Origin of the sequence: Micromonospora sp. CA-249363 (assembly GCF_050950185.1) — a bacterium.
Lineage (GTDB): Bacteria > Actinomycetota > Actinomycetes > Mycobacteriales > Micromonosporaceae > Micromonospora.
Genome location: NZ_CP192020.1, coordinates 2,143,382 through 2,156,724, shown reverse-complemented (window position 1 = coordinate 2,156,724; position 13,343 = coordinate 2,143,382). Strand labels below are relative to the sequence as shown.

General features: G+C 73.0%; 12 protein-coding genes. 4 read left to right on the top strand and 8 right to left on the bottom strand.

What is annotated here, in order from left to right:
- Positions 1-8 precede the first annotated feature (8 nt).
- The 3 genes from ACQPZK_RS09925 to ACQPZK_RS09915 form a co-directional block, all read right to left on the bottom strand.
- Positions 9-2,171 carry a hypothetical protein gene (locus tag ACQPZK_RS09925; protein WP_433538011.1) on the bottom strand — a complete coding sequence of 721 codons (2,163 nt, stop codon included), beginning with the start codon at positions 2,169-2,171 and terminating at the stop codon, positions 9-11.
- A gap of 16 nt (positions 2,172-2,187) precedes the next feature.
- A complete protein-coding gene (locus ACQPZK_RS09920) occupies positions 2,188-3,390 on the bottom strand; it encodes a low temperature requirement protein A (protein WP_433538010.1) in 1,203 nt (400 codons plus the stop codon).
- 88 nt (positions 3,391-3,478) lie between these two features.
- On the bottom strand, positions 3,479-4,402 hold the full coding sequence (locus ACQPZK_RS09915) for an SDR family NAD(P)-dependent oxidoreductase (protein WP_433538009.1): 924 nt from the start codon (positions 4,400-4,402) through the stop codon (positions 3,479-3,481).
- 131 nt (positions 4,403-4,533) lie between these two features.
- Here ACQPZK_RS09915 and ACQPZK_RS09910 point away from each other — a divergent pair, with 131 nt between their 5' ends.
- The gene (locus ACQPZK_RS09910; protein ID WP_433538008.1) at positions 4,534-5,367 is read left to right on the top strand and encodes a helix-turn-helix domain-containing protein; all 834 of its coding nucleotides are present in this window, start codon (positions 4,534-4,536) and stop codon (positions 5,365-5,367) included.
- 15 nt (positions 5,368-5,382) lie between these two features.
- Here ACQPZK_RS09910 and ACQPZK_RS09905 read toward each other — a convergent pair whose 3' ends face one another.
- From ACQPZK_RS09905 to ACQPZK_RS09895, 3 genes are all read right to left on the bottom strand, one after another.
- A complete protein-coding gene (locus ACQPZK_RS09905) occupies positions 5,383-6,150 on the bottom strand; it encodes a TetR/AcrR family transcriptional regulator (protein WP_433538007.1) in 768 nt (255 codons plus the stop codon).
- A gap of 97 nt (positions 6,151-6,247) precedes the next feature.
- The gene (locus tag ACQPZK_RS09900; protein ID WP_433538006.1) at positions 6,248-7,882 is read right to left on the bottom strand and encodes an MFS transporter; all 1,635 of its coding nucleotides are present in this window, start codon (positions 7,880-7,882) and stop codon (positions 6,248-6,250) included.
- Positions 7,876-8,571 (bottom strand): SDR family NAD(P)-dependent oxidoreductase, encoded by a 696-nt coding sequence (locus ACQPZK_RS09895; RefSeq protein ID WP_433538005.1) that lies wholly within the window; start codon positions 8,569-8,571, stop codon positions 7,876-7,878. The genes ACQPZK_RS09900 and ACQPZK_RS09895 overlap by 7 nt, the downstream gene beginning before the upstream one ends.
- Before the next feature lie 162 nt (positions 8,572-8,733).
- Here ACQPZK_RS09895 and ACQPZK_RS09890 point away from each other — a divergent pair, with 162 nt between their 5' ends.
- The 3 genes from ACQPZK_RS09890 (at position 8,734) to ACQPZK_RS09880 (ending at position 11,838) form a co-directional block, all read left to right on the top strand.
- Positions 8,734-10,023 carry a histidine kinase gene (locus tag ACQPZK_RS09890; RefSeq protein WP_433538004.1) on the top strand — a complete coding sequence of 430 codons (1,290 nt, stop codon included), beginning with the start codon at positions 8,734-8,736 and terminating at the stop codon, positions 10,021-10,023.
- On the top strand, positions 10,011-10,676 hold the full coding sequence (locus ACQPZK_RS09885) for a response regulator transcription factor (RefSeq protein ID WP_433538003.1): 666 nt from the start codon (positions 10,011-10,013) through the stop codon (positions 10,674-10,676). The genes ACQPZK_RS09890 and ACQPZK_RS09885 overlap by 13 nt, the downstream gene beginning before the upstream one ends.
- A 100-nt stretch (positions 10,677-10,776) precedes the next feature.
- Positions 10,777-11,838, top strand: coding sequence for a Gfo/Idh/MocA family protein (locus ACQPZK_RS09880; RefSeq protein ID WP_433538002.1), 1,062 nt, complete (start codon positions 10,777-10,779; stop codon positions 11,836-11,838).
- Positions 11,839-11,893: 55 nt separating this feature from the next.
- Here ACQPZK_RS09880 and ACQPZK_RS09875 read toward each other — a convergent pair whose 3' ends face one another.
- Positions 11,894-12,484, bottom strand: a complete 591-nt coding sequence (locus ACQPZK_RS09875; protein ID WP_433538001.1) for a hypothetical protein — start codon at positions 12,482-12,484, stop codon at positions 11,894-11,896.
- Between the two features lie 140 nt (positions 12,485-12,624).
- Positions 12,625-13,146: a SigE family RNA polymerase sigma factor gene (locus ACQPZK_RS09870; protein ID WP_433538000.1), complete on the bottom strand. Its 522-nt coding sequence runs from the start codon at positions 13,144-13,146 to the stop codon at positions 12,625-12,627.
- Positions 13,147-13,343: the final 197 nt, after the last annotated feature.

Here is a 13,343-nt window from a genome sequence, read left to right as displayed (position 1 = left end):
CGCTCTGTTCACGTCGCTTCGCAGTCGCGGAGCCGGCCGACGAGGTCGCGTACGGCCGCCCGGAACGCGGGGTCGGCCTCACCCGGGTGGTGCCCGCGCAACGGCGGAGGCCTGCGCTCGCCGGGCGTCGGCAGCAGGCCGTCCGGATCCCGCAGCCGTCGGTCGACGTGACCGCCGGGGTCGACGGGGTCCGGCGCAGGATCGCCGGGTCGGTGCGCAGCGAAGATCCAGCCGCCGACCGGGTCGGTGTCCCGCCACAGGTTGACCCACCGCCAGCCGACCCGCTCCCCCACCTGACGCAACGTCGTGTTGTCGAGGTAGGCGGGAAAGAGCCGGGCGTAGAGGCGGTCCAGTGGGGAGCCGTAGGTCAGCAGCGCGACCCGTCTCCGCGCGGCCGGCGGCAGCCGCAGCACCGCGAGCGCCAGCAGCGCCGAGCCGTGACTGTGCCCGCACAGCAGGACGCCGGCGTGCCGCTCGGCCAGCTGGCCGATCCGGTCGGCCAGCTCCGGTACCGCCCGGTCGGCATAGCTCGGCGGCGCGAACGGGTGGGCGGCCCGGGGCCAGAAGGTACCCAGGTCCCACAGAATTCCGACGTGCCGGCGGAACCACGCCGTGCGGTACGCGAAGAGGCCGCCGGACAACAGCGCGAGAGCCACGGCGGCGACGAGGTAGGTGCCCCCCGCCAGGCCCATTTCGACCGCGCCGGGCGGCAGGCCGAGAACGCCCCCGGCCACCTCGTCCGGTTCGCGCCCGAACTGCCCGAGCAGATTCGTGGCCAGCCCGACCAGGGCGAGCACCGCGTAGGTGACGGCCAGCAGGCCCAGCCACTCGGTGAACCGCGCACGGGCCACGGCCTTCGTGACCTGCCGCGACCGCACGATCGCCTCCGGCGGCGGCGCGGGGAAGTCACGGGCGGTGATCGTCGCCGCCGCGCGGCGGCGACGTCGCCGCGACAGGAGGGTCAGCGCGGCGCCCAACAGTGCCGCCACGACCACGTGCAGGAAAAAGGCCAGCACCGTCCAGCGGTACGGCAGCGGCGGGCCGCCGTCACCGCGGTATCCGCCCAGCAGTACCCCGCTCTGGTAGACCAGGCCGGAGACGAGCGCGCCGGCCAGGCCGACCGCGATGGCAGCGATGACCGCCGCGCCCGCTCCCCCCGGCAGCGCCCGGCGACCGTTGCCGCGACCCCGCCGCCACAACACCAGCCCACTGAGCAGGACCAGCAACACCATCTGACCGAACAGGGTGCCGCCCGCGACCCCGTTGTAGCCGGGGAGCCCGGTCGACCGCGGCCAGGACCGCTCGGCGCTGACGACGACGAGGGTCGCCACGGTGAGTCCGGCCGCCACCACGGCCGTGGCGCGGGCGGTCACGGTCGCCGTCCGCGCGGTCGCGGCCCGGTCGATCAGGCCGGGTACGGCGAGCAGAGAAACACAGGCCACCAGGACCGCCGCGCTGGACGTCAGCAGCAGGTTCGTTTCGACCGTCGCGTCGCCCGCCCGTCGGGCCGTGAGCAGCAGCAGATCGAGTACGCCGAGCGCGGCGGCGACATGGATCGCCCGTAACCGCTCCACCAGCGGCTCCACGGCCCACAGCGGGTTGCCGGCCGGTCGGGGACGGCGGGTCCCGAGCAGTCGCAGGAGCCCCACGGCGGCTATCGGCAGCAACGTCAGCGCGGCCAGCCGCTGGCCGACGGGTCGGTCGTCCAGCCCGAACAGCGTGTCGAAGGGCGCCCGACAGGGTGTCGCGCCGAGACACCGCCAGGCGAGCAGGTCGAGGGCGACCCCGGCGATGGACACCACGTACACCAGGGTGAGGTTGAGCGCGAGGAGCCGGCACAGGACGGTGACCCAGGCGGCACGCCTGCCGGTGGGTCGCATCCACACCGCCGCGTTGCTGAGCATGAACGGCAGCAGCAGGACCATGGAGATCGTCCGGCCCACCGTGCCCGAGGGCAGGTCACCCCAGCGGTACGCCTCGAGCGTCAACCCGTCGGGGCCCTCGCGGTCCGTCCCCTGCGGTCGGTAGAAGCCGCCCCGGTCGTCACCGGCGACCTGGCGCGCTCCCGCGGAGCCCAGGACGACCGAGGGCTCCGCCCCCGAGACGCCGTGCACCCGCAGCTCCACCACGTCGGCGCGTCGCGGTGGGGCATCGTGTCGCGGTGCTGGCATCGGCATCCCCGGCCGGTTACCCGGGTCGCCGGGGATCGGGCGCGCCGTCCCGCATGGCCCTGCCGGCGTAGCGCCGGAGGCCGGGCATCCCGTCGACGAGCACGATCAGCACCAGCACCCCGGCCACGACCGCGCTGTTGGCGACGTGCGGAAGCCGCTGGGTCGCGAACCCGCACACGATGAGGGCCGGCACACCGAACAGGCGTGCCCACGGTCGGCTGCCGTCGACCACCCACGCGAGCAGGATCCGGGCGGTCAGGAACAGCGCCGGGCCGACGATACCCAGAGCCAGTTGCGCCGTCTCCTCGGTACGGGGGTCCTCGATCGTCATCTCCATGGCCACGGAGGTGGCCAGGACGCCGGCGATCATGAGCAGGTGCAGGTAACCGGCCAGTAGCGCCAGCTTGCTGCCGGGCGGACCGGCCGCCATGATGCTCGCGCCCAGCCGTGAGCCGGCCGGCACCAGGTAGAGCCGGGCGAGGGCCACCGCGGTGACGAACGCCAGGGCGAAGGCCAGCGTGCTCTCGACGTGCAGGCCGGCCTCGCTGTAGGCGATGCCGGCGAACAGGATCAGCTCACCCAACGCGATGATGAAGATCTGCTGGTACCGCTCCGACAGATGATCACCGTTGACCTGGAGGTCCGGCCACGAGCTGCGGCCGAGCCACGGGAACGGCCAGCGCAGCCGGGCCAGGGAGTACTCCAGCACCAGGGCGGCGGTCCAGAGCACCTGCCGGGCCGGGGCGATGGCCGCGCCGACCAGCCACATCGCACCGGAGATCGCGAACCAGATCGCCACCCGCAGGCTCCGCAGTTGCAGCGGATGCCCGCGCAGCGCCGGGATCAGCAGGGCGCCCCGACCGACGTGGATCGCCACGTAGGCGCCGGCGAACAACGCGGCGTGCGCGCCGAACGCGGTGGGCACGGCCGCGGCCATCAGCAGCCCGCCGAACATCACCCAGAGCAGGAGTACGACGATCAGCGGCGCCCGGGGGTCGAACCAGTCCGCCGACCACGCGGTCACGAACCACACCCACCAGATCGCCGCCAGCATCACCATGACCTGGAAGCCACCGTTGAGGCTGGGGTCGTCGACCACCGCCCGGGACAGCCGGGTCAACGCGAAGATGAAGGCCAGGTCGAAGAAGAGCTCCAGGAACGAGGTCCGGCGGGGGTTCTCCCGCTTCTGGAGCAGCCGTCCGGGAAGCCCGTTCGCCATCGCCCCCCTTCCCGGACGCCGCCTGCCGTCCCAGTCGTACCATCCGCGGCGACCGGCTCGGGCGGGTTCCGCCGAGGCGGGCCCGAGGTCAGCGGGCGATAAGGTCCGCCGCCACGTTCCACAGGCGCTCGGCGTTGCCCGGGTCGACGGCGTACGCCGCCACGCCGCTGTAGTCGGCGGGCCGCTCGGTCCGGACCGGGGCCTCGGCGCAGTCCTCGAAGTAGCGACCGCCCACGCCTTCGAGCAGCGGGGACGCGGCGAGCAGCACCGAGGTGGCAGCGCCCTGCTGCGGGCTCTTCTGCCGCTCCTTCGGCGTCCGCAGCCCGCCGGTGTGTTTCTGCAGCCCGGTGGCGATCGCGCCCGGGTTCAGGGCGTTGGCGTGGATGCCCTCGCCGGCCCAGCGACGGTCGGCCTCGACGGCGAGCAGCGCCTCGGCGCTCTTGGACTGCCCGTACGCCGACAGCGGGTCGTACGGCCGGAACGCGAAGTGCAGGTCGTCGAAGATCACCGGGGAGAAGAGGTTGCCGCTGGAACTGACCGACACGACCCGGGCGCCGCCGGCGGCGGCGGCGAGAGCGTCGTGCAGGCCGACGGTCAACGCGTAGTGCCCCATGAAGTTGGTGGCGAACTGCATCTCCCAGCCCTCGGCCGTGCGCTCCAACTCGGGCAGAGCCATGATCCCGGCATTGTTGATCAGAATGTGCAGCGGCCCGTCCCAGCCGGCGACGAACCGGCGTACCGAATCCTGGTTGGCCACATCCAGCTCGCGGACCGTGACCCGCTCCGCGCCGACACTGGCCGCGATGTCCCGGGCGGCCTGCTCGCCGGCCGGGACGCGACGCACCGCGAGCACCACCTCGGCGCCGACGGCGGCCAGCGCGCGGGCGGTCTCGATGCCGATGCCGGCGGCGCCCCCGGTGATGACGGCCCGCTTGCCGGTCAGGTCGACTCCGGCCAGCACCTCGTCGGCGGTCGAGGCGAAACCGAATGGCGTGGTGATTCGCTCGGTCATCTCTGTCCCATCTCTCGATCACGCGTACGGAACCCACTGTCACCCGACCGGACGGCGATATCCGGGTTACCGGTTTTCCTGGTAGTGGCAGGACCAGGCTGGACGGCGGCGGCCGCTCCTACGATGGGCTGGTGAGCACGGCCGGCCCGCTGGGCGAGTACCTGCGTGCCCGGCGCGAGCTGGTCGGGCCGGGTGACGTCGGTCTGCCGGCACACGGCCGCCGACGGGTGCCGGGCCTCCGACGCGAGGAGCTGGCCCTGCTCGCCGGCATCAGCGCCGACTACTACCTGCGGTTGGAGCAGGGCCGGGACCGCAATCCGTCGGCCCAGGTGCTCGAAGCGCTGGCGCGGGCGCTGCTGCTGGACACCGAGGCCACCGCGCACCTGCGCCGCCTCGGCGGACACGCCCCGGCCGGCCGCGCGGCACGACGCCCGGAGCGGGTACCGGTGGGCATCCGGCAGTTGGTGGGTTCGTGGGCGGAGACGCCCGCCTTCGTGCACGGGCGGCACCTGGACGTCCTCTTCGCCAACCCGATGGCGACCGCGCTGACACCGATCTACCGGGTCGGGGTGAACCTGCTGCGCGAGGTCTTCCTGGGCCAGCGCGCGTCGGCGCTCTACCCGGCCCCGCAGGCGGTCGCCGCCAGCGCGGTAGCCGGCCTGCGCGCGCAGGTGGGGGCGGAGATGGACGATCCACGGCTCACCGAGCTGGTCGACGAGTTGACGGCCGGCAGCGAGCTGTTCCGGCGGCTGTGGGCGCGCCACGACGTCACCGTCCGCGCCGGAGGCGGGCTGCGGATGCTCCACCATCCGCAGGTGGGCGATCTGGAGCTGCGCTACGAGAAGCTGACCATCAGCGGCACGACCCAGTCGCTGGTCGTCTACCACGCCGAGCCGGGCAGCACGTCCGCCCGTTCCCTCGCCCGGCTCGCCGCCGCCGTCCGCGCGCCGGAGTCGGACGGGTAACACCGGACGTCGCGGCTACCGCCTGGCCGCCCGCTCGGCGACCACCACCGAGATGCCGTCGAGGACGCGTTGCAGGCCGAATTCGAAGGCGTACTCCGGGCCGTAGGCGGCGCCGTGCTGCTGGCCGGCAGCGGTGCCGACGCGCGACGCGGTCGGGTAGCTGTCGGGGTTCAGGAACGTCTCCAGCCAGGGCGCGTGCGACTGCCACCACTGGCCGTCGGTCATCCCGGTCTCCCGTTCCAGGTCGACCACCTCGGAGGCGGCGCGCGCGGAACTCTTCACGTGCCCGAGCACGAGGGTGAGCACCGCGTCCATCTCGACGTCGGTCAGCCCGATGTCGGCGACCGCGCCGAGTTCGTGGTCGTACTTGGCCATCAGGTGCGGCCCGAGCACCGGACGGGTGGTCTCGGCCCGCACCATCCACCGGTGCCGCTGGTAGAGCGCCAGGTTGTCCCGGGCGATCCGTTCCAGCCGGGCCCGCCAGTCACCCTCGACGGCGGAGCGCGGCATCTCGCCGTACGCGGTGTCGATCATGACGTCGACGAGTTCGGCCTTGCCCGGCACGTACGTGTAGACCGACATGGTGCCCACGCCCAGCGCCTCGGCGACCCGACGCATGGTCAACGCGTCGAGGCCCTCGGCGTCGGCGATGTCGATGGCGGCCCGGACGATCCGGTCGACGGTGAGCCCCTGCCCGGCGCCGCGGCTGGTCGGTTCCCGGGTGCGCCAGAGGATTGCCAGGCTGCGTGCCGGGTCCGCGGTCGGCTTGCGCTCAGTCGCCATGGTCCGGCCATCCTAACAACGCGGGCGTACGCGGTACGCCGGCCGGCCGACGCCGGCGAGGCCCACGAGCGGTCCCACGAATTGGGCGTACGGGAGGTCAGAGTCCTTCGCGAGTGTCGGACAGCCGGGGTCCGGCGGCGGCCGGCACGAGGTGTCGTACCTCCGGGACGTGGTCGGTCAGCTCCCGGACCCGCGCCTCGGCCTCGCGGTCCTCGCCGGTCAACCGGCCACCGTGCTGGCGCAGGTGCTCGTCCCACGACGGCACCAGGTACACCTCGACGAACCGGTCCGTCGTCTCGGCCGACCGGAACAGCCCCCAGCGCATCGCGCCGGTGCGCTGCCGGGCGCCGCGTACCACGTCCATGGCCGCGAGGAACGGCTCCATGCGCTCCGGCCGGACGGTGTACTCCACAGTCACCAGCACCGGTCCCACCGCCGGGTCCGGCTCGTGCGCCAGGTGCAGTTGCGGCCAGTAGGTCGCCGGTTCACGGTTCACCGAGCGCAGGTCCGGCAGCGGCCAGATCCGGCTCGTGACGGTCCCGACGAACATCAACGCCGCCGCCGCGAGGTAGGCGAGGACCAGCCCGCCCATGTCGGCCACCAGACCCCACGCCAGGGCGCCGACGGCCTGCCCGCCGGCGAAACACACCTGGTAGACGGCCAGCCCTCGGGCCCGTACCCAACTCGGCAGGAAGAGCTGCATCTCGGCATTGATGTTGGCCAGCACCGTCACCCAGGCCACCCCGGCCGGCAGCAGGGCGAGGAGCACCAGCGGCACCACCCGTACCGTGCCGAGGACCGCCAACGCGCCGGTGAACAGCGCGCCCGCGATCAGCAGGAGCTGATTGGCAGACAGCCGGGCACGGATCACGGCCAGCAGCACACCGCCCGCGATGGCACCCACCCCGAGGGCCGCCAGCAGCAGCCCGTACCCGCCGGAGCTCAGCCCGAGCCGCCGGGCCGCCACGAGTGGCAGCAGCGCCCACAGCGCGCTGGCCGGGATCACGAAGACCAACGCGCGGCGCAGCAGTCGGCGCACGATCGGCGAGTGGCGTACGTAGCGGCTACCGGCCCGCAGCGCGGCGGCGAACCGCTCGGGCACCTCGACGGCGCGGGCGGTGCCCGGCCGCCACCGCCACAGCGCGGCCGCGAAGACGGCGAACGCCACCGCGTTGAGCCCGAAGACCGGGGCGACGCCGATCCGGGCGATCAGGACACCCGCCACCGCCGGCCCCACCGCCCGGGCAACGTTCACGCTGATCGAGCCGAGCGCGGACGCCGACCGCAACTGCTCCTGCGGCACCAGCTCGGGAATCACCGCCGACCAGGCCGGCAGGGTGAGCGCCTGCCCGACCCCGAACGCGAAGGTGAGGGTGAGCAGCAGGGCCGGCGGCATCCGGTCGGTCAGGGTGAGCAGGGTCAACGCCAGCGCCACCGCCACCAGGAACAGCTGCACGGCGATCAACAGGTGCCGGCGGTCGAAGCTGTCGGCCAGCACCCCGGCGGGCAGCGCCAGCAGCAGGATCGGCAGCAGGCTGGCGGTCTGCACCAGCGCGACGAGCGTGGAGGCGTTGGAGTGGTGGATCAGCAGCCACTGCGCGCCGACGGTCTGCATCCAGGTGCCGATGTTGGCGGCGAGCAGGGCCAGCCACAGGTTGCGGTAGACGGCGCCGCGCAGGGGCGCCCACGCGGAGGCTGGACGGTCACCCGCTCCGGCTGCCGCCGTCACCACCGCCCGTCCGCGCGCAACACGCGCTCACCGGAGACGTAGAGGTCGTCGGGTTGCAGCAGCAGCAGCCGGACGACCTCGGTGGCGACCTGCTCGGGCAGGGCGTACACCTCGTCGAGGAACTCCGCGCCGACGCGTTCCTGGAGACGGGTCGGCATCGGCCCGGGATGCAGCTGCATCACCTTGACCCGGTTGTTGTGCTGGGCCTCGGCCAGCGAGTCGACGAGGCTGCTCCCGTAGCTCTTGGTCGCCCGGTAGACCGGGATGCCCGGCCGGGGCGCCGCCAGCGCCATCGCGCCGACGTACACGATGTTGCCGTAGCCCTGCCGGTGCAGGTGTTCCAGCGCCTCCCGCAGCAGGTACGTCGTGCCCAGCACGTTGATGTCCACGGCCCGCCGGATGTGCTCCACGGGCAGGTCCCCGAGGTCACCGCCCGCCCACATCGACGCGCACGCCGCGACCCCGTCGACGGTGCCGTAGCGCCCCACCACCTCGGCGAACGCGTCCCGGACCTGCTCGTAGGAGGAGACGTCGCAGACCGCGCCGTCGCACCCCAGCTCGTTGGTCGTCGCGGCGACCTCGTCCGGCACGTTGCCGAACACCACCACGCGGTGCTCGTCGAGCAGCAGCCGGGCCACCGCGAGGCCCAGTCCGCTGGTACCGCCGACCACCACGAAGGTTCTGGCACCCATGTCGCTCCCGCCGCCGCCATCAGAGCCACACGGATCGCGTGACGGCGCGTTCTTCCCGTTTCCGGACCCCGCACACCCGTTCGGCCGGTAGTGCTGGGCATACCCCGAAGAGGGGATCTGGACGGCTGGGGCGGCCCCTGGCCGGCGATTAGCGTCTGCGGCATGACCTCGGAACACCCCCGTCACCTGGCCGCGACCCTGCGAAGGCGCGACTGGCTGATCTCCGCCTGGCCCTGGCGCGCGCTCGCCTACCTGGTCACCACCGTGCCGGTCGCCGGCGTGCTCACCGTCGGGCTGCTCGTGATCGGCGCGCCCCTGCTGGCCGCCGCCAACGCGCTGCGGCAGCACGGCAGGCCCCCCGAGATACCGCTGATGCTGTTCCTGGCGGTCGGCAGCCTCACCCTGGTGGCCCTCGCGCCGCTCGCGAGCGTCCCGGTCGCCGCCGTCGAACGGTGGAGGATCGGCCTCGTGGACGGGCGCCCGCTGCCCGCGTCGCCGTGGCCGGGCCTGGTCGCCCGCTACCGCAGCGCGGCAAGCTGGCGGGAGGTCGCGTACCTGTTCTGGCTGGGCGGTGCCGTGCCCGTCGCGTACTGGACGTTCCTGGTGCTGGTGCTGTTGGACCTCGGGATGGTCACCAGCCCCTGGCTGGCCGGTGCCGCCGATCCGGTGGTGATCTGGCGTCCGATCGAGAGCACCGGTCAAGCCGTCCCGTACGCGATCGTCGGTGTGCTGCTGATCCCGGTGCTCTGCTACGCGGCGGGACTGCTCGCCGCCGCACAGGCCGCCGTCGCCCGGTGGGCGTTGGCCAGCCCGGTCGACGCGGCGGCGCTGCGCGAGGTCGCCCGCTCCCGGACGCGGCTGGTCGGCGCGTACGAAGCGGAACGGCGGCGCATCGAACGGGACCTGCACGACGGCGCGCAGCCCCGGCTGACCAGCCTCACCCTTCAACTGGGCCTGGCCCGGCTGGACGTACCCGAGGACTCCCCCGCCGCCCGGCCCCTCGCCGTGGCGCACGACCAGGCGCGGGGTCTGATGGCGATGCTGCGGCAGTTGGTGCACGGCATCCGGCCGCAGAGCCTCACCGACCTCGGCCTCGCCGGCGCCGTACGCGAGGTGGCCGACGCGTCGCCCGTACCGGTCGCGGTGCACGCGGACGTCGACGGGGACCTGCCGGAGATCGTCGAGACCACCGCGTACTTCGTGGTGTCCGAGGCGCTGGGCAACGTGGCCCGGCACTCCGGAGCGACCCGCGCCGAGGTACGCCTGACGCGGGCCGGCGGCGACCTCGTCGTCGAGGTGTCCGACGACGGGCACGGCGGCGCCGACCCGGCCCGGGGCACCGGGCTGACCGGCCTCGCCGACCGGGTCGCCGCCGCCGACGGCCGGTTGCTGCTGGCCAGCCCTCCCGGCGGGCCTACCCTGGTCCGCGTGGAGCTGCCATGTCGCCGGTGACCCGGGTGGTGCTCGCCGAGGACGAGGTGCTGCTGCGCGAGGGCCTGGTCGCGCTGCTGACCCGCTTCGAGTTCGAGGTGTGCGCGGCCGTCGGCTCCGCGCCCGAGCTGCTGGAGGCGGCCCGCGCGCACGAGCCCGACCTGGTGCTGACCGACATCCGGATGCCACCCGGCCGGCGTGACGACGGGCTACGCGCCGCCGTCGCGCTCCGCGCCGAGCGGCCCGACCTGCCGGTGGTGGTGCTCAGTCAGTTCGTGCAGACCGGATACGCGGCGGCACTGCTGGACAGCGGCGACGGCCGGCGGGTCGGCTACCTGCTCAAGGACCGGGTGGCCGAGGTGACCGAGTTCGTCGACACGCTGCGCCGGGTCACCGGCGGCGGCACCGCCATCGACCCCGACGTGGTCCGGCAACTGCTGCACCGGCCCCGCGACCCGCTCGCCGCGCTCTCCGCCCGCGAACGGGAGGTGCTGGCGCTGCTGGCCGAGGGCCGCTCCAACGCCTCCATCGCCGCCCGGCTGCACGTCACCGAGGCCGCCGTCGGCAAGCACGTCGGCAACATCCTGCTGAAGCTCGACCTGCCACCCAGCGACGACACCAACCGGCGGGTCCTCGCCGTGCTCACCTATCTACGCGCCGACCCGGTGGGCTGACCAGCGCCGGGCCCGGCCCGGGTCCGGGTCGGGCGCGGCGTAGATTCGACCACCGGCACCGCCGCCGAACCGGGCGCGGGCCAGGAGAAAGGGGTACGGCATGGCGGAGGCGCTGCGGGTCGGTCTGCTGGGGTACGGACTGGCGGGTCGGGTCTTCCACGCTCCGCTGATCGCCGCGACGCCCGGGCTGCGGCTGGACGCCATCGTGACGCGCGATCCCCAGCGGCGCGAGCAGGCCCACCAGCACTTCCCGGACGCCCGCCTGGTCGACGACGCCGACGAGTTGTGGCGTACACCCGACGCTCTGGACCTGGTAGTGGTCGCGACGCCGAACCGGCAGCACGTGCCGATGGCGCGGGCGGCGCTCGCCGCCGGCCTGCCGGTCGTCGTCGACAAGCCCCTGGCGCCCACCGCCGCCGACGCCCGGGCGCTCGTCGAGGAAGCTGAGCGGCGGGGCGTGCCGCTGACGGTGTTCCAGAACCGCCGCTGGGACGGCGACTTCCTGACCGCCCGCGCGCTCGTGGAGAGCGGTGAGCTGGGGCGGGTGCTGCGGTTCGAGTCCCGCTTCGAGCGGTTCCGCCCGACGATCAAGCCGGGTTGGCGGGAGCTCGCCGGGGTGGATGAGGCCGGCGGCGCCCTGTTCGACCTGGGCGCGCACCTCGTCGACCAGGCCGTGCAGCTCTTCGGCACGGTTGAGCGGGTCTACGCCGAGGTCGACCGCCGCCGCGCCGGCGCCGAGGTCGACGACGACGCCTTCGTGGCGTTGACCCACACCAACGGCGTGCGCTCGCACCTCTGGATGGGAGCGATCACCGCGCAGCTCGGCCCCCGGCTGCGGGTGCTCGGCGACCGCGCCGGCTACACGACCTACGGACTGGACGTACAGGAGGCCGCGCTGCACGACGGCGGCCGACCGGACCAGCCGGGCTGGGGCGAGGTCCCGCCGGAGCGGTACGGCCTCCTCGGCGTCGACGGTGACCTGCGCCCGACTCCGACGCTGCCGGGCGCGTATCAGAGCTTCTACGCCCAGGTGGCGGCCTCGCTGCGCGACGGTACGCCGATGCCGGTGGACCCGCGCGACTCGGCCGCCACGGTCGAGCTGATCGAGCTGGCGCACCGGTCGGCGGCCGAGGGCGTGGTGCTGCCGGTCCCGGCCGCCTGAGGCCGCCGACCCTTGGGCCCCAGACAGCGCCCGATGGTTGCGAGGCCGGACGACCTCACCAGGTCAGGCCCCCGCCCTCGACCGCGACAAGAGGCGCTTCCTTGCCGTAGCGGTCGATGAGCAGTTCACGCACCTTCTTCACATCGTTCGTGCCGACCCGTACCACGCCGTTCACCGGATCGGTGCCGACGGAGTTCAGCCTGACCCCCTGTCGACTCCAGTACGCGGAGTCGTCGCTCACCCGAGTCGACCAGTCCTCGAGTTCCTTCGCCGAGTAGGGAGCGTCTCTCACCTCGACGCAATCGTGGGAAAATGCCGCGCGTATCCACGAGTCGAAGGCCGGCGATGACTTGCGATAGACCTGGACCCGAGGCCCGGAGTCCTGGAGCGCCGAGTCCGCGTACACGTCGGCGAAATGCTCCTCGGCGTACGACGCGATCCGCTGCGCCACCTCGGTGGCGGTGCCCGCGTCCTCAGTCCCCGGGTCGGTCGCGGAGCCAGACGGGCCGGTGCGGCAACCATCGGTTGTCAGGGGAGCACCGGACGTCGGCGTCGTCGGACCAACCGTGCCGGCCGGCATGTCGCTCGACACAGAAGGGGCCGTTCCGAGGCTGCGGAGTGCGGGGATGCCGGCGATCAGCGACACGGCGGCCACCGCGGCCGTGGCACCAGCGACCACCCAGGCCCGATGGTGCGCGGCTCGGCGCCGGACCGAAGCGATCCGGTCAGGTGGCGGCGCAAGGTCCGGTGCTACGTCCGTAAGCAGGTGTCGCAGTCTGTCTTCGTTCACGAGTCAACTCCGGTCGGGCTGTACGTACTGAGTCGCGGGTCCCTGCGGAGAGCGGCCATCGCACGAGCCGATTGCACTTTGACCGTGCCCACTGAGCAGTTGAGGATGGCTGCTGTCTCGGCGACGGACAGATCCTCCAGGTACCGCAGCGTCACGATGGCTCGCTGCTGTCGGGTCAGTCTCCCCAATGCGGCCCGCACTGCCTCCCGCCTGGAAATCAGTGTCGTCAGGTCGGCCTCGTACACCTGCTCAGGGAGCCTGGCGCTCGGCAGTTCGCCATGCCACCTCCGACGCCACCACGACACGTACGTGGTGTACAGAATCCGTCGGACGTACGCCTCGGGACTACTCGCGTTCGTGACCTGACTCCAGCGTCGCCATGCCTTGGACAGGCTGCTCTGGAGCAGATCCTCGGCGCGACCGTCGTCGCCGGTGAGCATCCACGCCGACCTCAGAAGACCCGGCGAGTAGGTGCTCACAAACGTTGCGAAGTCATCTTCGCGGTCACGACCTGCCATCTGTCTCTCCCACACCCCTTAGACGCCGTGGCCCCCGCCCCAGGTAAACAGACAGCATCCGTCAGTCCATCGGTGACGCGTACCGACGTGGTGGCGCTCATCCACTCTCCGCCGTTCGGCAAGGTGGGGCCGCCGAGAAGCTCGGCGGCCCCACACTGCCCACACTGCCCGCGCTGGCCTGTCAGCCCAACATGGCG

Coding starts and splice junctions, on each gene's coding strand:
- ACQPZK_RS09890 (WP_433538004.1), top strand. CDS start 8,734: ATGACCTCGGAACACCCCCGTCACCTGGCCGCGACCCTGCGAAGGCGC.
- ACQPZK_RS09915 (WP_433538009.1), bottom strand. CDS start 4,402: ATGACCGAGCGAATCACCACGCCATTCGGTTTCGCCTCGACCGCCGAC.
- ACQPZK_RS09905 (WP_433538007.1), bottom strand. CDS start 6,150: ATGGCGACTGAGCGCAAGCCGACCGCGGACCCGGCACGCAGCCTGGCA.
- ACQPZK_RS09870 (WP_433538000.1), bottom strand. CDS start 13,146: ATGGCAGGTCGTGACCGCGAAGATGACTTCGCAACGTTTGTGAGCACC.
- ACQPZK_RS09880 (WP_433538002.1), top strand. CDS start 10,777: ATGGCGGAGGCGCTGCGGGTCGGTCTGCTGGGGTACGGACTGGCGGGT.
- ACQPZK_RS09920 (WP_433538010.1), bottom strand. CDS start 3,390: ATGGCGAACGGGCTTCCCGGACGGCTGCTCCAGAAGCGGGAGAACCCC.
- ACQPZK_RS09895 (WP_433538005.1), bottom strand. CDS start 8,571: ATGGGTGCCAGAACCTTCGTGGTGGTCGGCGGTACCAGCGGACTGGGC.
- ACQPZK_RS09885 (WP_433538003.1), top strand. CDS start 10,011: ATGTCGCCGGTGACCCGGGTGGTGCTCGCCGAGGACGAGGTGCTGCTG.
- ACQPZK_RS09925 (WP_433538011.1), bottom strand. CDS start 2,171: ATGCCAGCACCGCGACACGATGCCCCACCGCGACGCGCCGACGTGGTG.